The following is a 17,898-nucleotide window of genomic DNA, read 5'->3' as shown; positions in this document are numbered from 1 at the left end:
CAATTGTTTAGAAAACCTGTGTTGTTTACTTGGAACCTTTGATTTTTGGTGCCTTTCGGATGTAAATCTTCCTGCCTGTTTCGGTTCTGTGGCCTGAGTATTGGCCTTCATGATCGGACACACCTTTTGCTTTCATATCGTGAAAAGTGAACCTTTCTTCTGGTGTAATCTTTCCTGCAGCGACACGGCGACGCATACAGTCTTTGAATCGGCAGGCAAACCGTTGAGGCTCTATTGGTGAGCCGTCAGGTTCATGAAAAAGATACTCGCTGTGTTTGTTGGTGCAGATGGATTTAACCATGGCTACCGCTGTTCTGAGTCTGCGGTTCCAGAGCGTGATTTCGGAAATACTGCCTTTGGCTCTTTTGAGATAAATGCCCTCTTTGAGCAGGTCGTTATAGGTCAGAGCAAAGATTTCAATTTCTCTTGCCCGACACTGGTAGGCTATTTCCATGGCAGCCCGATAGAAGGGTTTCATGGTGCGCCTGACTTTCCGGTATAGCTCATCCGTGATGTAGAACGTTCTGGACTCTTCTTCAAAATTGGGTACTTCTTTGGCAGGGTTCTGCCTGGGGATATCTTCATGCTCCAGTATTCCCCAGGACCAGGCTGCACTGATAAAAGTCTTTATCTGGTTTCGGGTCGGGTTTCCCTCAAAGGTTTTCAGCAGGCGCAGGAGCATGGCCGGGGTAATGTTGTTAAGTAAAAGGTCACCAAACCGGGTACCGTTATTTGGACCACGACGCTCAATAATTTTGGGATAGTAGACTTCTTTACGGTTGTGCCGGGTGGACTTGCTTAACTTTTTGAACTTTTCACTTTCCATATAGGCAGACAGCAACCATTCAACGGTTTTTCTGCGAGTCTCTTTCACCTGATCCAGCAGCTGGTAAATTTTACCTTCTGGTAAATCCGACGGCCCGAGAATAACGCGCTTACCCCGTTTGCCTTTGCCGTTAAAGCAGCCAAGATACGGCCAGTAGACTAACTGGCCGCGATACAGGAAAACGTCTTTTGGCAGCTTTCTTTTCTTTTTTGCCATTTCAATACTTCTCAAAAAAAGTCCTGCGAATCATCTTTGCCAACTTTCAGTGGAGCATTAACCGCCTGGATCGTGGTCATTACAGAACCACCACGACCTCGAAAGTAGGTGATGCCATTGGCTCTCAGGAAGTCCAACAGGTCTTTGGTACGGCTATATTGCGTCCATGTCTTGAGCTGCTCTTCCGTAACAAGGTGGGTTGACTCTTTATTGGATGTCTCCATGGTACAAAAGTTCCTTTTTGTCTCAGGCAACTTGTCTGGCCAGTCTGGTGAGATTTGCCCGCACCAGTGCTTCGGAAAACTGGGGTGGTACTGCGTTGCCGCAGCGGGCGACCTGGTTGGTTTTAGTGAGACGCTTTCCGCTGGCACCGTGGTCGATGATGTAATCAGCGGGAAAGCCGTTGGCGGTGTAGAGCTCGCGGGGTGAGAGCATTCTCATGCCGATATCGACGATGGAATAGGGTTCGCCTGCCACAGTGACCAGACCGAAGCGGTCACGGCTGGTAATGGTGTGGCAGGGTTCGGTAATACTCTGACCATCACCTGCTCCGTAATACTTCACCAGAAACGCATGGACTTTTTCAGAATGGCTATTTCGCTTCTGCAGTTGTGCGGTCACCAGTGCGTTATGGTCTTTGCTGGTGATGGTGTGTAGTGGCTCTTTCATGGAAGAGCCGGTAACGCCGGTGTAATGCTTGGCTATGAATGCAGTAACCAGTGAAAACGAACCTCCCTTTGGATAAGCGGTAATGGTGCGCAATGGTTGCTCAATGGATTGAGCCAGATCCCGACCGTTGTAATGGGCGATAGGCACAATAAACGGCTTCGGGCTATCCACCACAAACTTCTCAATGCCTTTGGCAATCCGGCGCAGTGTGTTTTCTGCCAGTGGTTTCTTACGCTCAAAAATGCTGGGGCAGGGTATTGACCAGTCAATACAATCGGCGGCTGTCTTATAAGGAGTCAGTCCCGGTCCGTGGGTTTCTGATGGCCAAACAATCGGCTGACCATCACAACGGGCGATCAGGAACAGACGTTTTCTGATGGTGGGTGCTCCATAGTCGCAGGCTCTCAGCTCTTTCCATTGAACCTGGTAACCATAGGATTCCAACTGACCAACAAACTGCCGGAAGGTATCACCCTTACGTGCAGGGCAAGCCGAACCATCCTCCAGCAGTGGCCCCCAGTCCTGAAACTCTTCGACATTCTCCAGCATGATTACCCGAGGGCGAACGCGCTTGGCCCAGCGCACCGCTACCCAGGCAAGTCCACGAATCTTTTTACTTTTTGATTTCCCCCCTTTGGCTTTGGAGAAATGTTTGCAGTCTGGAGAGAACCAGGCCAATGCTACCGGGCGACCATTGCAGGCTTCAACCGGATCCACTTTCCAAACCGATTCGCAGTAATGCTTGGTATGAGGGTGGTTGATGGTGTGCATGGCAATCGCTTCAGGATCATGGTTGATGGCAATATCCACCGGTCTGCCCATCGCCATTTCAATGCCGGTACTGGCACCGCCACCGCCGGCAAAATTATCCACGATCAATTCCCCCGAGAAATTAAGACCCATCTGTGGTGGGATTCGATAGTTATGACTTTCCTTTTTCATGGCGCAAAAGATCCCCGTCCGATTATTGCCGGATTTTTAATAGTGGTCAGATTATTTTTTGGTTTATTTGTTTAAATTGGCCGAGTGGATATTCACCTTGGAGTCAGGTTTTTCATCTTCTGGTTCATACCAATAAAATCCAGTTATCCAAAAATCCTTATGGCCGCACTCTTTGCACTCGGTTTCAGTTTCAAATAAATGCATGCCATCTTCATAACTGGGTTTATGGAATTGATTGCTGCCTCCACACTTTCGGCATTTGTTCGGATTGTCGTATTTACTCATGGCTGTTTATTCCAAGTGATCGCATCGCATCAGCGACAATGTCACAATGCTGTTCTTCTGGAGAAAGCAGCTGGTCGTCCTCTCCACCACGGAGGCCACATTCAATAACGTATGTTCTTAACATCTCTTCCAGCTGCTCAATGTGATCAACAATCTCCTGAGCTTTGGAATTGTTTTTCACCGTAGCCAGGTGCTCTAACCACTGGCGGGTTGATTGATTCATTTCTAATCTCTATTCGGTAACAAAACATAAATCCCATCAGCCACTCTGAATTGAAACTTGTAGCTGTTGTTCTGCGCTTTCAAAAAATCGACAAACTTAAAAAACGCTTTTGAATCAAATTGAATCTCTTTTCCGGATTCAATTATCTCCAATTGAGATTTAAAGAACTGCCGCTCCTTGTTTCGAATCTCTGAATTGGCGATCTCTTTTTCCCAGGTTGCTTTGCTAAACATCATTCACTCTCCCGTCAGCAACTTATTTGGCACTTTTCTAGCCATTATTGCTCCGTAAATTTTTCATAATCTCCAGAATCCAGGTATCCGCAATGGTGGCGGCATTACGTCTGGCCATCTGCACCCGTGGCTGCTCCAGCTGCTGGTATTGGCTGAAGGTAATCTGACCCGGTTGCCAGGGGCGACGGTTGTCGCTTTTGATGGAGCGGCTTGCCCCTTCCATGGCGACAATGTCCAGAGCCAGCCGGTTAAGATGTTTTCTTTCCATGATCCTGCTCCTGTTCTGACGTAATGAATGGCGTGGTGGCATCCAGCTCCGCCAGTGCCTCTTCCATCTCTTTTGCCACCTGCAGACGATCCGGCAGGTGAGCCGATGGCATCAGTACCATGGCTCGTCCCAGCTGCAAGGCCTGTTTGATTTTCCTAATATTCACTGTGCTCTCCCGCTAAAAAGGAATGGTGTCGTCTTCAAAGGTTTCCCCGGGCTGGTCCCATACGGTGTCCAGCGCATCGCCCCAGCTGTCCAGCTCATCGTTAATGGCGCTGAAGTCATCACTGCCCGGTGGTTTTAATGTTTCCTGCCGTGGTCGTGCTGTCGGGTTGTCGTTCCATTCGCTGGGTGTGCCAGGTAGCGGGCTCATGTCGTAGTTCAGGATCCGTTGGAAACGTCCCTCCGGTTTCACCTGGATACGGCTGGGTACCACAAACGAAATCTGCTGCTCCTTTATCCGGTCCAGGGCATCGGCCACGGTTCTTGGGCATGGGGCATGGAACCCGGCACGTTTGAACCACCACATCTGGGCCTTGTTCTGGGCAAAGCCGGTATGCTCAAAGCAGATCCACTCGGAATAGGCATCAAAACCACAGCGATAGGTCACTTTCAGTGAGGGTGGCTTGTCCTTTTTTTCGTGCAGGTCGTAATGAACGTCATCCACGTTGTGCCACTCGGCCTCGACCTGGCTGGCCAGTACGGCAGCACCGCTGGCACTCTCCTCATGCTGTGGCTTTTCTGGCCATTGGTAGGCGCAGTCCGGGCACTCGCGGGTGAAGGCCAGTACAAAGGTCTGGCACTGGGGGCACTCTTTCATGGGAGCTTCACCCGTCACGCCTTTTTTCTTGCGACGGATACTGTCTACATTGATCCGGTCAATGGGGCCATGGCGCTCCACATTGCCGCCGTAGTCCAGCACCAGGCAATCGGTCTTGCCGGTCTGGGGGCTGATGCGCAGGCCACGGCCAAGGATCTGCACATAAAGCCCCGGTGATTTGGTGGGGCGCAGCAGGGCGATCAGGTCGGTCCGTGGCGCATCGAAACCGGTGGTCAATACCCCCTGGCTGGTGAGTGCCTGAATTCTGCCGGCCTTGTAGTCACTGAGGATCTGTTCCCGCTCAGCTGCCGGGGTGCCACCGTGTACGCAGGCCGTGGTAATCCCTTCATACTCCAGCAGTTCTTTGACTTCCTCCGCATGGGCGACACTGACACAGAATATCAGCCAGGCTTTACGGTCTTTGCCGTAGTGGATGATCTCGTTCACCGCCTTGTCGGTAACATCGTTGCGGTGTACTGCTTCTTCCAGGTCTTTGGTCATGAACTCGCCGGTACGGGTACGGACGCCAGCCATATCAATCTTCTCTTTACCGCCCTTGCTGATCAGCGGGGAAAGAAAGTCTTCATCAATTAACCGCTGGATATCGGTCTCATAGACCACTTCATCAAACAGGGCGTTATCACCCTCGGTCAGCAGCCCGGACTTCATACGGTAGGGCGTGGCACTGAAGCCAATCACCTTCACCCTGGGGTTCATCAGCTTCAGGTTATGAAAGAAGCCGGTGTACATGGTGTCGTCTTTCTCGGCATTGATCAGATGACACTCGTCCACAATCACCAGGTCAAAGGCACCCAGGTCAAAGGCCTTGTTATGAACCGACTGGATACCGGCAAACAGGATGGCGGAATCGGTGTCCCGACGGTTCAGGCCTGCGGAATAAACGCCGGCCGGTGCCAGTGGCCAGATGGCGGTGATCTTGTCGAAGTTCTGTTCCAGGATCTCCTTCACATGGGCCAGCACCAGAATCCGCTGATCTGGCCAGGCCTCCATCACCTGCTGGATAAAGGCGGCAATAATGACCGACTTGCCGCCGCCGGTGCTGACACAGACCAGGGGGTTGCCCTGGGCCCGGCCAAAATACTCATAAATAGCGGTGATGGCTTCTGACTGGTACCAGCGCAGGTCAAAGGCCATGGTTCAGCCTACTTGCTTTTTGTTTTGCCCGGTACTCATGGCAATGCTCTGCACTGCAGAAGCAGTTGTTATGGGTGTGCAGCCTGCCGCACTTCAGGCAGGGTCTTGGTTGTTTCCGGTGTCGCCTGATCTTCCGGCCACTGGCAGTGGTGGGTGTAACCAGAGAGGACAGCATGGTTAATATTTGCATCAGCATGCTTCCTCCTGAGCGGTCCCAAACACAATTTCATTCAGGTTGTGTACAGCGATGGGCAGGTTGGCAGTGACCTCTTTTTTCGGAATGACCAGAACCCTTTTCTCAATACCTTCCGGCCAGGCATCCATAAGATGCTTGTCAGTGGTGCACGACTGCAGCAGTTGATTCAGTTCCCAGCGGGTTTTCTTGATACGTTCCAGCAACTCATCCACTTTTTGTTCATGAGCTTCCAGTCGCTTGAGCTTGGCCGGGTGTGTCTTCAGCAGTGTGTCCAGATGGAAGACAACCTTGCGACTGTCGTAGTAGTGATAGGGGACGGCATAAGCCAGTGCGACAGACTCTTCTGCCAGCTTGTCCAGGTTGCCGGTGAACTGGAGTTTGCGATAACCGGAATCAGCAAACCGCAACCGCAATTTGCGGGAATAGGACTTTTCATTGAGCTTCTGCAGATAAGCCGAACTGGACAGGGAGAACAAGCGTTTTTCCACGTCACGCCAGGGGCCAAGCTCCTTTTCATACAGTGGCAGCAGCGGTTCAACCAGTTTGGTCAACTTGCTGTTCAGCTTGTCCATCTCCTTGCCAAATAGGGTTTCAAGGGCATTGACCAGCATGTCACTTTTCATGGCTTTGCTGAGTTTCATAATGTGCGCTTCCTTCTTTTCTTATTGGTTAAATCAACGTGGCCTGAAACGACTGGCGGATGGTCTGCACATTGGGATCGGTTAACAGCTCCTTTTGATCCACGGCGCGGATCTCGGAGGACTTCAGTTGCTCCGGTGCTTCGCCAGTCACAAACAGCTGACCATTGCTTTTCAGCCGGTATTGAATCCAGTACTCCCCGGAGTCCACTGGTTCGGCAAAACCAAACAACAGGTCCGGCAGATAAAGGTGGGACTGGCAACCCTTGCGCTGCTGCTCCGTGGGAATCAGGCAGTCATAACGGGCGCAGTGCCATTCACCGTTTTCAATGGCGGTGCTGTGCAGGCAGGTGCGACAGTTGACGACAGGAGCCTGCTGGCCATGGCAGACGGCGGCATGGTCACAGAACTTGCACTGGTACCAGCTGGGATCCTGGTGGATCTTCTCCGGTGGTGTGTCGCTGGCGATAATAGCGGCTGCCTTGTTGACCAGTGCGGTTGCCTTGGTTTTGTCGTATTTCACCCGCTCGCCATAGAGCGCATCGGTATTCTTGTTTACAGCCAGGTAGTAGGCCCGTTTCAGTGGGCCGTTTTCTGCCAAATGCATATAGACTTGCATCTGGGCAAAGTGACGGGGCTTGGACTCCTCAACCCCTTTGTTCACCAGCTCTTTGAACGACTTCTCCGAGTGGGTTTTCATCTCGATGACGTGCCAGGTCTTGGGGGCTTCCACAAACCCGAGGCCAACCCCATCCATGGAGCCGCCAAAATGACCATCACAGGCAGTGACCCGGAACTGCTGGCCTGTTTGCGGATCCTCTTCATAGACCTGAACACCGGCGGTCCGCAGGTTGTCCGCAAACCGGGCTTCTGCCAGCTGGCCGGTTTCAAACAGTCGCAGCATACGGCCGTCAAAACCGGCAGCGGTGCACCAGTGGAAGCTATACCAGAGGGAGCGGCTGCAGGGTTCACCAATAAGGGAGGCGCCCAGGTGTGGCCGAAAACCGTTGTCCGCCTGTGTCTCGTAATGACGGTAAATCCGCTGGATGGTGCTGTCCGCTTCCGGGATCTTCATGGTGGATACCTCTTTTTGCTGCGTTGCTGGTTGACGACGGTTGTTCTACGATGATGCCTGACCGGGCTTCCGATGAAGGAAGCCCGTTACCCGGTTATTAATTCCAGGGTGGCGCCTTGCTGCCCGGTACCTGGGGGGCCTGGGCAGGCTGTGGCACTGGAGCCTGTTGCTGGGGTGCCGGCGGTGCCGCTACCGTCGCCGGAGCGGGTGCAGGCGCTGTTGCCGCTGGCGCCACTCCCGGCGCTGGCGCTGCTGGAGTTGCTGCAGGCTGGGGCGCTGGCTGGGCGTGAGTGGGAAATGTGGCTTGGCCGATAGCCTCCCATTTCTTGATCTCATTGGACGGGTCTCGCCCGGCTTCCTGCTTGATCTTTACGGTGATCCGGCAGGGAATATTGACCAGCTCTTCGGTAGTGCTGGCCGCAGGACGACCAATAGCGTGGGCAATGGCGCTGATCTCTTCCCGGGCGATTTTCTGCGCCGTTTCATTGGGGTTGATGATGTTGTGGTTGCTCCACACCTTTCGACTGGCGTACTGGCCGTCCATCACCGTCCAGGTGAGTTTCAGGAACTGGCCGGTGCCGGCCCTGGTGTTCTTCATTTCTGCTTCGGTGATCATGGCCACATAGTCACCGTTGGGCAGTGGTTCAAAACCCTGGGCCGGGTTGTATTCGTTAGCGTTAAATCCGAGACCTGCCATGGTTAGGCTCCTTGCTGGTTGCTGTTATTGGCGGATGAGTTCAGTGCCTGGCTGAATGCGTCCCAACTCATGGGCAGTTCAGCAGGCAGTGAGTAACGGTTTTTGGCTACAAAGGCCGGGCGGGCTTCGGTGTACAACACCCGTTGTCCGGTGGCGATGCCCTTGGCTTTGGTTTTGCCAAAACCGGATTCTTCTTTTTTGATCACCGTCTTGTAGTTGGCGAACAGGACACAATCCATGCTCTCCTGCACCAGTTCCGAGGCTCGCTTGTGGAGCTTGATCTGGTAGCGGTCGTAGCTGTCCACTTCCGGTGATTCAAAGCGCTTGATCTCGGCATGGGCGATCAGGATGATGGTCATGCCTTTCTCATTGCGCAGGGCATTCAGCCACTGCATCAGGTTGCGCCAGTGGGACAGGGCCTCCACATACCCCTTGCCGTAGCCAAAGTCCTCGATGGAGTTTTTGTCATGCTCAGCGCAGACTTGGGCCCAGATCAGTGGCTCCAGGTGGTCAAGGCTGTCCAGCACCACCGTCTTGTAGTCGTGCTCTTCGTGGTACAGGGCAGACAGTGCCTCAATCAGCTGGCTGTACTGGCTTAGCATGGGAAAGGCGTCCACAGTCAGGGTGCCCAGACCGTCCTCAGTGCAGAGAAAGATCGGTCTATCTGCACCGGCCGCCAGCGTGGTTTTTCCCACACCGGCATCGCTGTAGATCAGCAGACGGGGTGCAGTAAAACCCGCCGCCTGGCTGATGGAGTTGAGAGAAAAAGCCATCAGTTGCCAGCCTCCAGTCGTTCAATTTTTACCGATGACTTGCGGGGTTTGCTGGTGACCGCCTGTGCCACAATGGCGTACTGTTGCGGGTTCAGCGCCTTCAGGGCCTTGAACTGGCGGGTATCCAGTTCCGGCTTCAGGCGCACCACGTTCTGCACCACCTCGTTGGGCAGCTGGCCGTTGATCTCGGCCCACTTCTTACCGTTCAGGGTGCGGGTCATACCGCCGGTGGTGGTGACCTTGTAGAAGTCACTTTTCACCGTGGCGCTGCCTTCCTCCTTAACCCCCACATGGGCTGTCTCTTGATCACAAATAGCTACCTTGTTCTATCATTTCTCACTGATAAAACAGGTCATGCTTCCACTTTCTCCTAAACCATGGTCAGAACTAACTTTTGGATGTGCTGATTTGGGTGATACTCGACGTACAAAACGACTTGTCAAAGTTGCTGCCGAGCTTTCAGCTCATACCGGTAATTCTTTGTCATCTTCATGCGAAGGTTATACCGCACTGGTAACTGGAGCTTACCGGCTGATTGAGAATGAGGCCGTAAAGCCTGAAGCAATAGCTGAGGCAGGCTTTCAGGCAACTGCCAAAATAGCGAGACAGTCTCGCCTACTTCTGGCTCTCGAAGATACAACAACCCTGGGTTATAAACATGCTGTCAGATCCGAGCTTGGTGATCTTGGAGGTCCTGAAGGCTCTAAAACCAGAGGATTCCACGTCCACTCTGTCTTCTTGGTTGATGCGGATACAGAGCGAAGCATTGGGCTTATTGATCAAGAACGATGGGTTAGAGAGGACGTTCAGCGGGGGAAAAAGAACCAACGTCGTCAGCTACCTTACGAGGGAAAGGAAAGCTTTAAGTGGCAAAGAGCCTCTGAAAACACAGAACAAAGGATGGGGGGTAAAATGCCTGACATCATCAGTGTTTGCGACCGGGAGGCGGATATATACGAATATATGCACTACAAACTGGATAACCGACAGCGGTTTGTTGTAAGAGCTACACAAAACAGAATCCTGGTGGATGGCGAACTCTTATTATTTGATTCCTTAGCTCAGACTGAAGTGTTGGGGAAATATACGATAGTGGTTCCTCAAAAAGGAGGTAGAAAGAAGCGAAAGGCAACGCTGCAGGTCAAAAGAAAGAAGATGACAATACAGGCGCCGCAAAGGCCAGGCGGCAGGCCGGAACCGGTAACTATGAATATTGTGTCGGCTGAAGAGATTGGCAATGACTCCGAAGACCGTTTGCACTGGGTACTATTGACAACTGAAGATATTGAAACATTCGAAGACTGTCGCTCTATCATTCGATTTTACGAGCTCCGATGGCGAATAGAAGAGTTCCATAAGGCTTGGAAATCGGGAGCAGGAGTAGAAAGGCTTCGTCTGCAATCTCCGGATAACATTGAACGACTTGCGGTCATATTAATGTTTGTCGCTGTCAGACTAATGCAAATCCGTGAAGCATTAATGTTACCGAATGACAGGCAGCACAAAGACAGAAAGCTTTGGAGTGAAAAAACACTCGCGAATGAGGTGGTCAGTGATGATGAATGGCAGGTTCTCTGGCTAACCTATGAAAAAAAAGCGTTGCCCGATAAGCCGCCAACAGTCACTTGGCTGCTTCAAACGATTGCTCGGCTTGGTGGTTGGGGTGATTCAAAGCATACAGGGCAGCCCGGCTGGTTAGTGGTATGGGAAGGCTGGGCGAAATTGCAGGATCGGGTAAAAACCTGGCAGATAGCCCGGCAGTTCAGCGCTGGAGAGATGTGATCAAGAGTCAGCACATGGGTGAGGATCTGTTCCTCAATGGCAACACGGGCATTGCGGGCCTCGGCCTCTTTGCGCTTGGCCTCTTCCAGCTCATAAGCCAGCCGGTCCAACAGGCCGGGCTCATTCAGTGGGCTTTGTGCCGTGGCGGTCTGGTTCTCGTTCATGGTCTACGCTCCTGACGTTATTGTTGTTGTGTCGTTTTTATGGCGTTACGGGTTCTGCTGTTAATGGAACTGGCTGGTGTCTTCCTCGTCGGTCATCGGTGTGTTCGGGCAGTCGATGGCGTGATGACTGGCGACCATCGCCTCCAGTGCTTCCGGATCCTCGCAGCTTTCTGTCCAGTTGCAGTGTGGGCAGTTATAGGAACTGGCCGGTTCTGCGCTGGTTGCTATGCCCGGTTCTGGCAGTGGTTGTGGATTGACGGTGCGCTTGCCATGGTCGTCCGGTTTGCTGATCACTCCAGAGGCCTCCATGGTGTCGATCATCCGGGCGGCTCGGTTGTATCCCACTTTCAACTGACGCTGCAGATTGGAGATGGAGGGATGGGTCATGGCCAGTACCAGGTCAACCGCTTCCTGGTAGAGCGGATCGTCCTCACTCTCAAAGGCAAGGGTGGGCTGGTCGAGATCCGCCTCAGGGTGTTCACCGCCCATATAGGCTGCGGTATCGGGAATCACGATCAGTACCGTTTCCCCTTCGGCGTCTGCCAGGTCATGACGGCCCGGGGTATTGCCCGGCATTTTCAGCACGGCTTTTACGCCATCCTTAAAGGTCACGGTGTCCACCGCTGCGGTCAGGGTGACCCGGTCACCGGAAGCCATCAGCCGAACGGCCTGGGCGACGGCAGAAGTACACCGTTGTTTGATGCGGAACAGCACCTCTTCCTGCTGCAGTTGCGGCAGCTTCTGCCACACATCGGGCATGGCTTTCAGCTCATCCCGCACCAGTGACATCAGATCACCCAGCAGGGTGCTGGCAGAGAGGATCATTGCCTCATCGTCTTTCAGCTGGCCGAGCGAATCCGCCAGACTTAAATCGTCTGTTTTTTCCATGGTTGTTTACCTGGTTAGGGTTGGTGGGTGTTACAACTGTCTGGTTGCGGATCTAGCGTTCCGGGTCCAGTACGTCCAGAAGTCGTTCGATAGCGGTGAGGGAGTCACCTTCTGCCTGAAGCTGATAGTTCTCCAGGGCAACGGTCATTACTGCCCACGCTTTGGAGGAGAGACCTTCAAAGGGGCTGGCCAGTTGTTCCAGTTCAGTGACGCAGACATCGCTTTCGTCTTCGGCATCGCCATTGATTTCGATCAGGATGTTGCCCAGAAGCATCGTTTCTGGCAGCTGCTGCTGGTTGTAGAGGGTTTGTACTTCTTCAGCGCATGAATCATTTGAGGAGAGTCTTTTCCACAGCTCAGTATGATATTGATTGTGGATAGAGAGGAGCTGCGAACGGTGAGTTTTCCCCTGACTCACCAGTTCTCTGGTTTGTGCCTGCAGATTGCACAGCTTTTGCCGTGTAATCAGTTCGTCTTTTGCGAGACTGCAGATCTGGCTGAGTGCCTGTTCCTTGTTCATGTTGTTATCTCTCTTGGAATACAGTTTTTAGCTGTTGAGACATTTATACAAGTAAAAACTGTTATAGACAACAGTTATTTTATTATTTTTTTGAATTTGTCATTTTTGGTTGTTTTTTATCGTCAACTGATAGTTGATTTTTCTTTTGGAATGATTCAGGGATGAATAGCAAACAACTGTTTTCCCATCGCCTCTCCCAAGCTCTCACGCACTATGGTGTGCCTGAAAAGGGGCGTGGAAGGGCCAACCAGATCGCCTCCATGTTCGGGGTGACCGCTAATGCCGTGCGTAAATGGCTTGAAGCGGAATCGCTTCCGGAAACCTGGCGGATTATTGATATTGCCAACGTGCTTGGAGTGCGGACCGAATGGCTGTTGAGCGGGCAGGGCAGAATGTTGCCAGATGGCAGCGAACCGCTGGGTGAAATGGTTCAGCCGATGCTCTCATTGTTGGCCAGTAGTAGCGAAGAAGCCCGGAAACTGTTTTTTCTTGTAGCGGAGAAAGAGCGAAGGGGGGAGCTTAACGGACGGCATATTACCGCCGTCGTTAATCTGATCGAGAAGTTTACGGAAGCGCCTTAAAAGACCAGGCTCATATACTGTCCAACCACCACGCCGCAGATTGTGGTGCCTACCTGTATTTCCTGTATCGGGTACTGAGGGTTTAAGGGCTTGAGGTACTTTTTGCCGGAATCTTCCACGTAAAGCTTGAAAGTGCACTCATCGGAACCGGGCAGTCTGGCGATTACCGGCACACCACTTCGGGCTTCCTTTTCCGGATCCACGTAAATATTCGTACCTTCCGGAAAACTGAGACCACCCGGACTCTGGCTGGTCATGGAGTCACCCCGTACCCGCAGAGCGTAAGCTCTATTACTGACCTTTTCCGGGCAGGGTAAAAAATCTTCGGGATCCTGAAGATAACGCACGTCTGATACCTCGCAAAACTGGCCTGCGCTTACCCAGGATATTAAAGGCACCATTCTCATGCTGTAAATGCTGGTTGGGTCTGACACATTTGGATCAATGCCAAACCGGAGATAGCTTTCGGTAACCCCCAGCACCCTGGCAAAATCTGCCATGTGTCGTGGGTTTTTGGTCTGGTTGTTCTCGATCTGACCGATGCTTTGCTGGGTGATTTTCCTGCCGGTGGCCATTTCGATTTCATCTGACAATCGTCCCTGACTCCAGCCTTTCTCTTTTCTTAACTGTGCTATGCGCTCACCAATACTCATGTGCTTTGCTGCCAATTATTCATCAATGTTCCATCGTTAGATTGCATAAGAGTTTCAAACAACTCTTGAACCGGCTTTTGATCAACCGGTCATTATCCATGTTTATGTTTGCAAGGTTACAGACAACCTAAAGAGCTAACAATATAAGGCTGTGATTGCTGACCCGACCTGTATGGAAGTTATAGACCAAAACTTTGCTTGAATACAGTTTTAAACTGTGGGAATCTAGCGAAAAACAAATAATACCGGTGGAGCTATGCAGGCATTAAAGAGAGCGATCGAAATTTGCGGTGGACAGCGAAAGCTGGGGGAAAAGCTCACGCCACCCGTGAAGCAGCAGTCTATCAGTGACTGGATCGAAAGAGGAAATATTCCCCCAAAGCGGGTTCGTCAGATTGAAGCGGCTACGGATGGTCAGGTAACCCGGCATGAACTGGATCCGGAACTTTACCCTGAAGAGTCATAAAACAGAACGTAAAAGCAAAGAAAAACCCCGCACTGCGCCAACAGGATACGGGGTTTTCAAGGAAGAGAGTTGATCATGACATATTTATTTTTCAGGGGGAAGCATGGCCATACTTTTCGGGGCATCGCCTGACTTTGCCCGGCAGTTCGCCCATGCAATGAACGACGCCGGCCTTAGTGGTCCCGAGCTTCCTGTTGCCGATGGCAAAATCCAGCGTTTCCATGTGGAGGGCGATAAACCCGGCAAGAAGAACGGCTGGTATGTACTTTATGGTGGCCGTTATCCCGCAGGCTCGTTCGGTAGCTGGAAAACCGGGGAGAAGCACGTCTGGTCACTGCACGACCATCGTGAGCTGTCGGCGGAAGAGTTCCAGGAACAGGAACGGATCATGGCCATGGTTCGGGCTGAGCGGGAGCGTGAACAGCAAAAGGTCTGGGCCGATGTGGCCAGGGCATCACAGGATGAGTGGGAGCAGGCCCGGGTCGCCGATCCGGAACATCCCTATCTGGTCAGTAAAAGCGTGGGTGTCCACGGTATCCGCCAGCGGGAACAAACCCTGTTGATTCCGGTGCACGATGAGCAGGACGCGATCTGCTCTCTGCAGTACATCTGGCAGGATGAGCAGGGGCTGTTTCAGAAGCGTTACAAAACCGGCGGAAAGAAAGCCGGTGGTCTGCATCTGATTGGTGAGCTTACCGATACGCTCTATCAGGCCGAAGGGTATTCCACAGCGGCGACCATTTATGAAGAGACCGGTTGTGGTGCTGTGGTCTCCTTTGATTCCGGTAACCTGGAAGCGGTTGCCCGTCGACTTCAGCCGGTTGCACGACAACGGATCATTGCCGCCGATAATGACAGCGCTACGCCCAATAATCCGGGGCTGACAGCGGCCATCGGCGCGGCACAGGCAACCGGTGCGACCGTGGTATTCCCCCAGTTCCCCCCGGGCAGTGCCGGTACCGATTTCAACGACCTGAAACAGGTCGCCCCGGAATTGATGCTTGAGCAGTTAAAAGCCCCCTCCCGTTTAATGTCCTCCAGTTTTAGCCTGGTCTCTGTGGGCGATATGGTCAGTGAGCCCCGTCCCATCAGCTGGCTGATCAAAGGGTTTCTGGAGACCGACTCACTGGCGTTGATGTTTGGTGAGCCCGGCTGTGGCAAGTCCTTTGTGGCCATCGATATGGCCTGCTGCATTGCCACCGGTACCCCGTGGCACGGCGCGGATATTAAACGACCGGGACCGGTTATCTATCTGGCCGGTGAAGGTTTGAACGGGCTCTCCCGACGGTTCAAGGCCTGGGAGATAGCCAACGGTCAGAGTCTTGCGGGCGCTCCCCTGTTTGTCAGTAAGTGTGCCGCCAGCCTTTACGATGCCGCCAGTGCAGCGCAGGTCTGTCAGGCGGTGGAGATCATGGTGGAACAGAATGGCGGACAGCCCCCCTCAACTGTGGTCGTCGATACTCTGGCTCGTAACTTTGGCGGGGCGGATGAAAACAGCACCCAGGATATGAACCAGTTTGTCCGGCATTTGGATGATTTCTTTCGGCGCAAGTATGGCTGTTGTGTGTTGATCGTCCATCACACGGGCGTAGGGAGTCAGGATCGGGCCCGAGGGAACTCGGCATTGAAGGCGGCACTGGATGCGGAGTATGCCGTTCGCAAGACCGACGACACGGTCAAGATTACCTCCAAGAAGATGAAAGATGCCGATGAGCCGGATCCCCGTGAATTCAACCTGAAAGTTGTGGAACTCCCCTGGCAGGATGAGGACGGGGAGGTTCAGACCAGTTGTGTGCTGGAGGATCTGGAGGCACCTGCCGTGCAGAATCTTGTTCGGCAGGCCAAGACCATGGGCAAGACCAAAAAGGCCGCGATTGCAGTGCTGGGTGAGCTCTACGAGTCCCACAGGCAGCGTTTACAGGAAGGTGGTCGTATGGATTCCGAGGCTCGTGTCAGCTTTGTGGACTGGCGTGATGCCTGCCTTGAAAGTAACCCGCCGGTTTATACCCACCGCAACAATTTCAACCGGGATAAAAAGTTTTTCGAAGACTCAAAAATCATTCGAATTGATGGCCCTTATGTGTACCTGGTGGAGGGGTGCTGAGATGGATTTTCTGACCAGAATCGACCGCGAAAAATCATGGTTAACCTGCTTTCTGTTTTCTGGGTTTGTTCAAAAAACAGGCAAAAGCGACATCAAAGTGACATCAAACTGGCCGGTTTCGCTTGATGTCGCTCAAAAAACGCACAGCAAAACGACATCAAACGACATCAAAAGCGACATCAAACCGACATCAAATGACATCAAACGGTCTAGCCGGGCGACATCAATCAGCATACCCCCCTTTAGGGGGGTAGCTGATGTCGTCTGCGACCCGGATTTTTTGACCGGGTTTCGGGGAATTATTTCAGGAATATTTTCAGCGGTTTTTTCCGGAGGTCTGGCATGAGAATTTCGTTACCCCTGCCACCGACGGTAAACCATGTCTGGAAGCACCGGGTCATTCGCAAAGGGCGTAAGCATATCCCGTCGGTGTACATGACCGAGGCAGGCAAAGAATACCGTCGTCGTGTTCAGGTGGCCTGCTCGGAACAGGGTTTTCAGAACCGCAAGCTGGCAGGCTCCCTGCGGGTGATTGTCCGTCTGCACTTTCCCACCAATCACCGCTCCGATATCGACAACCGCATGAAGGCGTTGCTGGATGGCCTGACCCATGCGGGTGTCTGGATCGACGACAGCCAGATTGATCAACTGGTGGTGATGCGGGGGCAGAAGTTGCCTCCGGAAGGCATTGCCCTGGTGGAAGTTATGCCCATGACCTCAGGAGACCCACGCCATGCAGAGCGATAATCACAAGGACTACCTCGACAAGATCTGGCTCAATACCGATGAGCTCTTTGAATACCTGGATCAGCAGTTCAGCAAAGGCACCTTGCGGAACTGGCGAACCCAGAAGAAAGGGCCCAGGCATTCTCGCATTGAGGGCAAGGTGCTCTATGCCCGTGGCGATGTGGACCAGTGGTTGAATCAACAGGTAAGAGGAGCAGGCCAATGAGTGTTGAGGTGGATCTGTTTCTGGATATCGAGGGGCTGACCCGTCAGCTGGATCAGTTCCGAAGACGGCAGGTGCCCTTTGCTACGGCGCTGGCCATGACCCGTCTGGGTGGTATTGCCAAGGGGGAAGTGGAAGAGGAAATGCAGCGGGTCTTTGACCGTCCAACCCGTTACACCATGAACTCACTGTTTCTCCGGCCAGCCCAAAAGCGGGATGCCAATCCCAAAGCGGTGGTCTGGTTTCGTGACTGGTCCCCCATGGGAACGGCAGCCACCAAGTATCTGACGCCGGAAGTCCATGGTGGTGAACGGAATACCAAGCGTTCGGAATCACTGCTTCGTCGTCGTGGCCTGCTGGGGTCGGAGGAGTTTCTGGTACCATCACGCACCGCCAAGCTGGATCGCTATGGCAACATCAGCCGTGGACAGGTGGTGAAGATGCTCTCCAATGTCCGTGCCCAGTTTGATACCAGTCAGAACACCACCAGTTCCCGAAAAACCCAGTACTTCGTCGGTCGTCCCGGAGGCAAGGCAAAAGGTGTCTGGATGCGGCGGGGAAGGAAGGTACAGCCTTTCATGATGATCACCCGACAACCCAGGTACCGTCGTCGTCTGGACTTCCATGGCGTGTCAGAACGGTCAATCCGTCAGAATTACAACAAAGAGTTCGGAAAGGCACTCGCTTATGCCATCGCTACTGCAAACCGCGGGTAGGGCAGGGGGGAGCCCGTTGGGTCCTTCCCCGGCGATTTTTGGCGCGGGTAGTTCGAACC

The 17,898-nt window shown here is 52.9% G+C and carries 25 protein-coding genes; 9 read left to right on the top strand and 16 right to left on the bottom strand.

The features are described 5' to 3' along the window. Positions 1-25: 25 nt before the first annotated feature. The 13 genes from MJO57_RS21125 to MJO57_RS21065 all read right to left on the bottom strand — a co-directional run bounded on the left by MJO57_RS21125 (position 26) and on the right by MJO57_RS21065 (position 9,306). On the bottom strand, positions 26-1,057 hold the full coding sequence (locus MJO57_RS21125) for a hypothetical protein (protein ID WP_252018519.1): 1,032 nt from the start codon (positions 1,055-1,057) through the stop codon (positions 26-28). Further along, entirely contained in the window at positions 1,054-1,266 is a 213-nt protein-coding gene (locus MJO57_RS21120) for a hypothetical protein (RefSeq protein WP_252018517.1), read from the bottom strand. The genes MJO57_RS21125 and MJO57_RS21120 overlap by 4 nt, the downstream gene beginning before the upstream one ends. Positions 1,267-1,288: 22 nt before the next feature. Continuing rightward, a complete protein-coding gene (locus MJO57_RS21115; RefSeq protein ID WP_252018515.1) occupies positions 1,289-2,584 on the bottom strand; it encodes a DNA cytosine methyltransferase in 1,296 nt (431 codons plus the stop codon). A gap of 346 nt (positions 2,585-2,930) precedes the next feature. Continuing rightward, positions 2,931-3,161 carry a hypothetical protein gene (locus MJO57_RS21110; RefSeq protein WP_252018513.1) on the bottom strand — a complete coding sequence of 77 codons (231 nt, stop codon included), beginning with the start codon at positions 3,159-3,161 and terminating at the stop codon, positions 2,931-2,933. Positions 3,162-3,163: 2 nt separating this feature from the next. Next, entirely contained in the window at positions 3,164-3,397 is a 234-nt protein-coding gene (locus MJO57_RS21105) for a hypothetical protein (protein ID WP_252018512.1), read from the bottom strand. Positions 3,398-3,431: 34 nt separating this feature from the next. Beyond that, complete coding sequence (locus MJO57_RS21100) at positions 3,432-3,662, bottom strand: hypothetical protein (protein WP_252018510.1); 231 nt, start codon at positions 3,660-3,662, stop codon at positions 3,432-3,434. Continuing rightward, on the bottom strand, positions 3,643-3,828 hold the full coding sequence (locus tag MJO57_RS21095; RefSeq protein WP_252018508.1) for a hypothetical protein: 186 nt from the start codon (positions 3,826-3,828) through the stop codon (positions 3,643-3,645). The genes MJO57_RS21100 and MJO57_RS21095 overlap by 20 nt, the downstream gene beginning before the upstream one ends. A gap of 12 nt (positions 3,829-3,840) precedes the next feature. Further along, the gene (locus MJO57_RS21090) at positions 3,841-5,637 is read right to left on the bottom strand and encodes a DEAD/DEAH box helicase (protein ID WP_252018506.1); all 1,797 of its coding nucleotides are present in this window, start codon (positions 5,635-5,637) and stop codon (positions 3,841-3,843) included. Positions 5,638-5,826: 189 nt separating this feature from the next. Further along, on the bottom strand, positions 5,827-6,474 hold the full coding sequence (locus MJO57_RS21085; RefSeq protein WP_252018504.1) for an Nmad5 family putative nucleotide modification protein: 648 nt from the start codon (positions 6,472-6,474) through the stop codon (positions 5,827-5,829). A gap of 28 nt (positions 6,475-6,502) precedes the next feature. Then, positions 6,503-7,546, bottom strand: coding sequence for a PD-(D/E)XK nuclease family protein (locus MJO57_RS21080; RefSeq protein WP_252018502.1), 1,044 nt, complete (start codon positions 7,544-7,546; stop codon positions 6,503-6,505). A 97-nt stretch (positions 7,547-7,643) separates the two neighbouring features. Beyond that, the gene (locus MJO57_RS21075) at positions 7,644-8,243 is read right to left on the bottom strand and encodes a DUF669 domain-containing protein (protein WP_252018500.1); all 600 of its coding nucleotides are present in this window, start codon (positions 8,241-8,243) and stop codon (positions 7,644-7,646) included. 2 nt (positions 8,244-8,245) lie between these two features. Then, on the bottom strand, positions 8,246-9,016 hold the full coding sequence (locus MJO57_RS21070) for an ATP-binding protein (protein WP_252018498.1): 771 nt from the start codon (positions 9,014-9,016) through the stop codon (positions 8,246-8,248). Continuing rightward, positions 9,016-9,306, bottom strand: coding sequence for a hypothetical protein (locus tag MJO57_RS21065; RefSeq protein ID WP_252018496.1), 291 nt, complete (start codon positions 9,304-9,306; stop codon positions 9,016-9,018). The genes MJO57_RS21070 and MJO57_RS21065 overlap by 1 nt, the downstream gene beginning before the upstream one ends. 64 nt (positions 9,307-9,370) lie before the next feature. Between MJO57_RS21065 and MJO57_RS21060 the strand changes: the two genes are divergently transcribed. Next, on the top strand, positions 9,371-10,798 hold the full coding sequence (locus tag MJO57_RS21060; RefSeq protein ID WP_252017676.1) for an IS4 family transposase: 1,428 nt from the start codon (positions 9,371-9,373) through the stop codon (positions 10,796-10,798). Beyond that, positions 10,795-10,977 carry a hypothetical protein gene (locus tag MJO57_RS21055; RefSeq protein WP_252018494.1) on the top strand — a complete coding sequence of 61 codons (183 nt, stop codon included), beginning with the start codon at positions 10,795-10,797 and terminating at the stop codon, positions 10,975-10,977. The genes MJO57_RS21060 and MJO57_RS21055 overlap by 4 nt, the downstream gene beginning before the upstream one ends. A gap of 45 nt (positions 10,978-11,022) precedes the next feature. Here the strand turns inward: MJO57_RS21055 and MJO57_RS21050 are convergent, their stop codons facing one another. Further along, a complete protein-coding gene (locus MJO57_RS21050) occupies positions 11,023-11,850 on the bottom strand; it encodes a DNA translocase FtsK (RefSeq protein ID WP_252018493.1) in 828 nt (275 codons plus the stop codon). Positions 11,851-11,902: 52 nt separating this feature from the next. Next, positions 11,903-12,370 carry a hypothetical protein gene (locus MJO57_RS21045; protein ID WP_252018491.1) on the bottom strand — a complete coding sequence of 156 codons (468 nt, stop codon included), beginning with the start codon at positions 12,368-12,370 and terminating at the stop codon, positions 11,903-11,905. 161 nt (positions 12,371-12,531) lie between these two features. Here MJO57_RS21045 and MJO57_RS21040 point away from each other — a divergent pair, with 161 nt between their 5' ends. Beyond that, complete coding sequence (locus MJO57_RS21040; protein ID WP_252018489.1) at positions 12,532-12,951, top strand: helix-turn-helix domain-containing protein; 420 nt, start codon at positions 12,532-12,534, stop codon at positions 12,949-12,951. On the opposite strand, the gene MJO57_RS21035 is transcribed toward MJO57_RS21040, so the two are convergent. Then, positions 12,948-13,619 carry a LexA family transcriptional regulator gene (locus MJO57_RS21035; RefSeq protein WP_252018487.1) on the bottom strand — a complete coding sequence of 224 codons (672 nt, stop codon included), beginning with the start codon at positions 13,617-13,619 and terminating at the stop codon, positions 12,948-12,950. The genes MJO57_RS21040 and MJO57_RS21035 overlap by 4 nt on opposite strands. 241 nt (positions 13,620-13,860) lie before the next feature. On the opposite strand from MJO57_RS21035, the gene MJO57_RS21030 reads away from it, so the two are divergent. The 6 genes from MJO57_RS21030 (at position 13,861) to MJO57_RS21005 (ending at position 17,839) form a co-directional block, all read left to right on the top strand. Next, the gene (locus MJO57_RS21030) at positions 13,861-14,070 is read left to right on the top strand and encodes a YdaS family helix-turn-helix protein (RefSeq protein WP_252018486.1); all 210 of its coding nucleotides are present in this window, start codon (positions 13,861-13,863) and stop codon (positions 14,068-14,070) included. A gap of 103 nt (positions 14,071-14,173) precedes the next feature. Next, positions 14,174-16,174 (top strand): AAA family ATPase, encoded by a 2,001-nt coding sequence (locus tag MJO57_RS21025; protein WP_252018484.1) that lies wholly within the window; start codon positions 14,174-14,176, stop codon positions 16,172-16,174. 1 nt (position 16,175) lies between these two features. After that, positions 16,176-16,520 carry a hypothetical protein gene (locus MJO57_RS21020; RefSeq protein ID WP_252018482.1) on the top strand — a complete coding sequence of 115 codons (345 nt, stop codon included), beginning with the start codon at positions 16,176-16,178 and terminating at the stop codon, positions 16,518-16,520. Continuing rightward, positions 16,517-16,921: a RusA family crossover junction endodeoxyribonuclease gene (locus MJO57_RS21015; RefSeq protein WP_252018480.1), complete on the top strand. Its 405-nt coding sequence runs from the start codon at positions 16,517-16,519 to the stop codon at positions 16,919-16,921. The genes MJO57_RS21020 and MJO57_RS21015 overlap by 4 nt, the downstream gene beginning before the upstream one ends. Then, complete coding sequence (locus MJO57_RS21010; protein ID WP_252018479.1) at positions 16,908-17,126, top strand: helix-turn-helix domain-containing protein; 219 nt, start codon at positions 16,908-16,910, stop codon at positions 17,124-17,126. The genes MJO57_RS21015 and MJO57_RS21010 overlap by 14 nt, the downstream gene beginning before the upstream one ends. After that, entirely contained in the window at positions 17,123-17,839 is a 717-nt protein-coding gene (locus MJO57_RS21005; RefSeq protein ID WP_252018477.1) for a hypothetical protein, read from the top strand. Before MJO57_RS21010 ends, MJO57_RS21005 begins: the two co-directional genes overlap by 4 nt. Positions 17,840-17,898 lie beyond the last annotated feature (59 nt).

This window comes from Endozoicomonas sp. SCSIO W0465 (genome assembly GCF_023716865.1).
GTDB lineage: Bacteria > Pseudomonadota > Gammaproteobacteria > Pseudomonadales > Endozoicomonadaceae > Endozoicomonas.
This window is presented reverse-complemented; position numbering and strand designations above follow the sequence as displayed.

Coding starts and splice junctions, on each gene's coding strand:
- MJO57_RS21025 (WP_252018484.1), top strand. CDS start 14,174: ATGGCCATACTTTTCGGGGCATCGCCTGACTTTGCCCGGCAGTTCGCC.
- MJO57_RS21105 (WP_252018512.1), bottom strand. CDS start 3,397: ATGATGTTTAGCAAAGCAACCTGGGAAAAAGAGATCGCCAATTCAGAG.
- MJO57_RS21010 (WP_252018479.1), top strand. CDS start 16,908: ATGCAGAGCGATAATCACAAGGACTACCTCGACAAGATCTGGCTCAAT.
- MJO57_RS21005 (WP_252018477.1), top strand. CDS start 17,123: ATGAGTGTTGAGGTGGATCTGTTTCTGGATATCGAGGGGCTGACCCGT.
- MJO57_RS21070 (WP_252018498.1), bottom strand. CDS start 9,016: ATGGCTTTTTCTCTCAACTCCATCAGCCAGGCGGCGGGTTTTACTGCA.
- MJO57_RS21060 (WP_252017676.1), top strand. CDS start 9,371: ATGCTTCCACTTTCTCCTAAACCATGGTCAGAACTAACTTTTGGATGT.
- MJO57_RS21050 (WP_252018493.1), bottom strand. CDS start 11,850: ATGGAAAAAACAGACGATTTAAGTCTGGCGGATTCGCTCGGCCAGCTG.
- MJO57_RS21020 (WP_252018482.1), top strand. CDS start 16,176: ATGGATTTTCTGACCAGAATCGACCGCGAAAAATCATGGTTAACCTGC.
- MJO57_RS21085 (WP_252018504.1), bottom strand. CDS start 6,474: ATGAAACTCAGCAAAGCCATGAAAAGTGACATGCTGGTCAATGCCCTT.
- MJO57_RS21080 (WP_252018502.1), bottom strand. CDS start 7,546: ATGAAGATCCCGGAAGCGGACAGCACCATCCAGCGGATTTACCGTCAT.
- MJO57_RS21110 (WP_252018513.1), bottom strand. CDS start 3,161: ATGAATCAATCAACCCGCCAGTGGTTAGAGCACCTGGCTACGGTGAAA.
- MJO57_RS21030 (WP_252018486.1), top strand. CDS start 13,861: ATGCAGGCATTAAAGAGAGCGATCGAAATTTGCGGTGGACAGCGAAAG.
- MJO57_RS21120 (WP_252018517.1), bottom strand. CDS start 1,266: ATGGAGACATCCAATAAAGAGTCAACCCACCTTGTTACGGAAGAGCAG.
- MJO57_RS21090 (WP_252018506.1), bottom strand. CDS start 5,637: ATGGCCTTTGACCTGCGCTGGTACCAGTCAGAAGCCATCACCGCTATT.
- MJO57_RS21075 (WP_252018500.1), bottom strand. CDS start 8,243: ATGGCAGGTCTCGGATTTAACGCTAACGAATACAACCCGGCCCAGGGT.
- MJO57_RS21100 (WP_252018510.1), bottom strand. CDS start 3,662: ATGGAAAGAAAACATCTTAACCGGCTGGCTCTGGACATTGTCGCCATG.
- MJO57_RS21040 (WP_252018489.1), top strand. CDS start 12,532: ATGAATAGCAAACAACTGTTTTCCCATCGCCTCTCCCAAGCTCTCACG.
- MJO57_RS21045 (WP_252018491.1), bottom strand. CDS start 12,370: ATGAACAAGGAACAGGCACTCAGCCAGATCTGCAGTCTCGCAAAAGAC.
- MJO57_RS21015 (WP_252018480.1), top strand. CDS start 16,517: ATGAGAATTTCGTTACCCCTGCCACCGACGGTAAACCATGTCTGGAAG.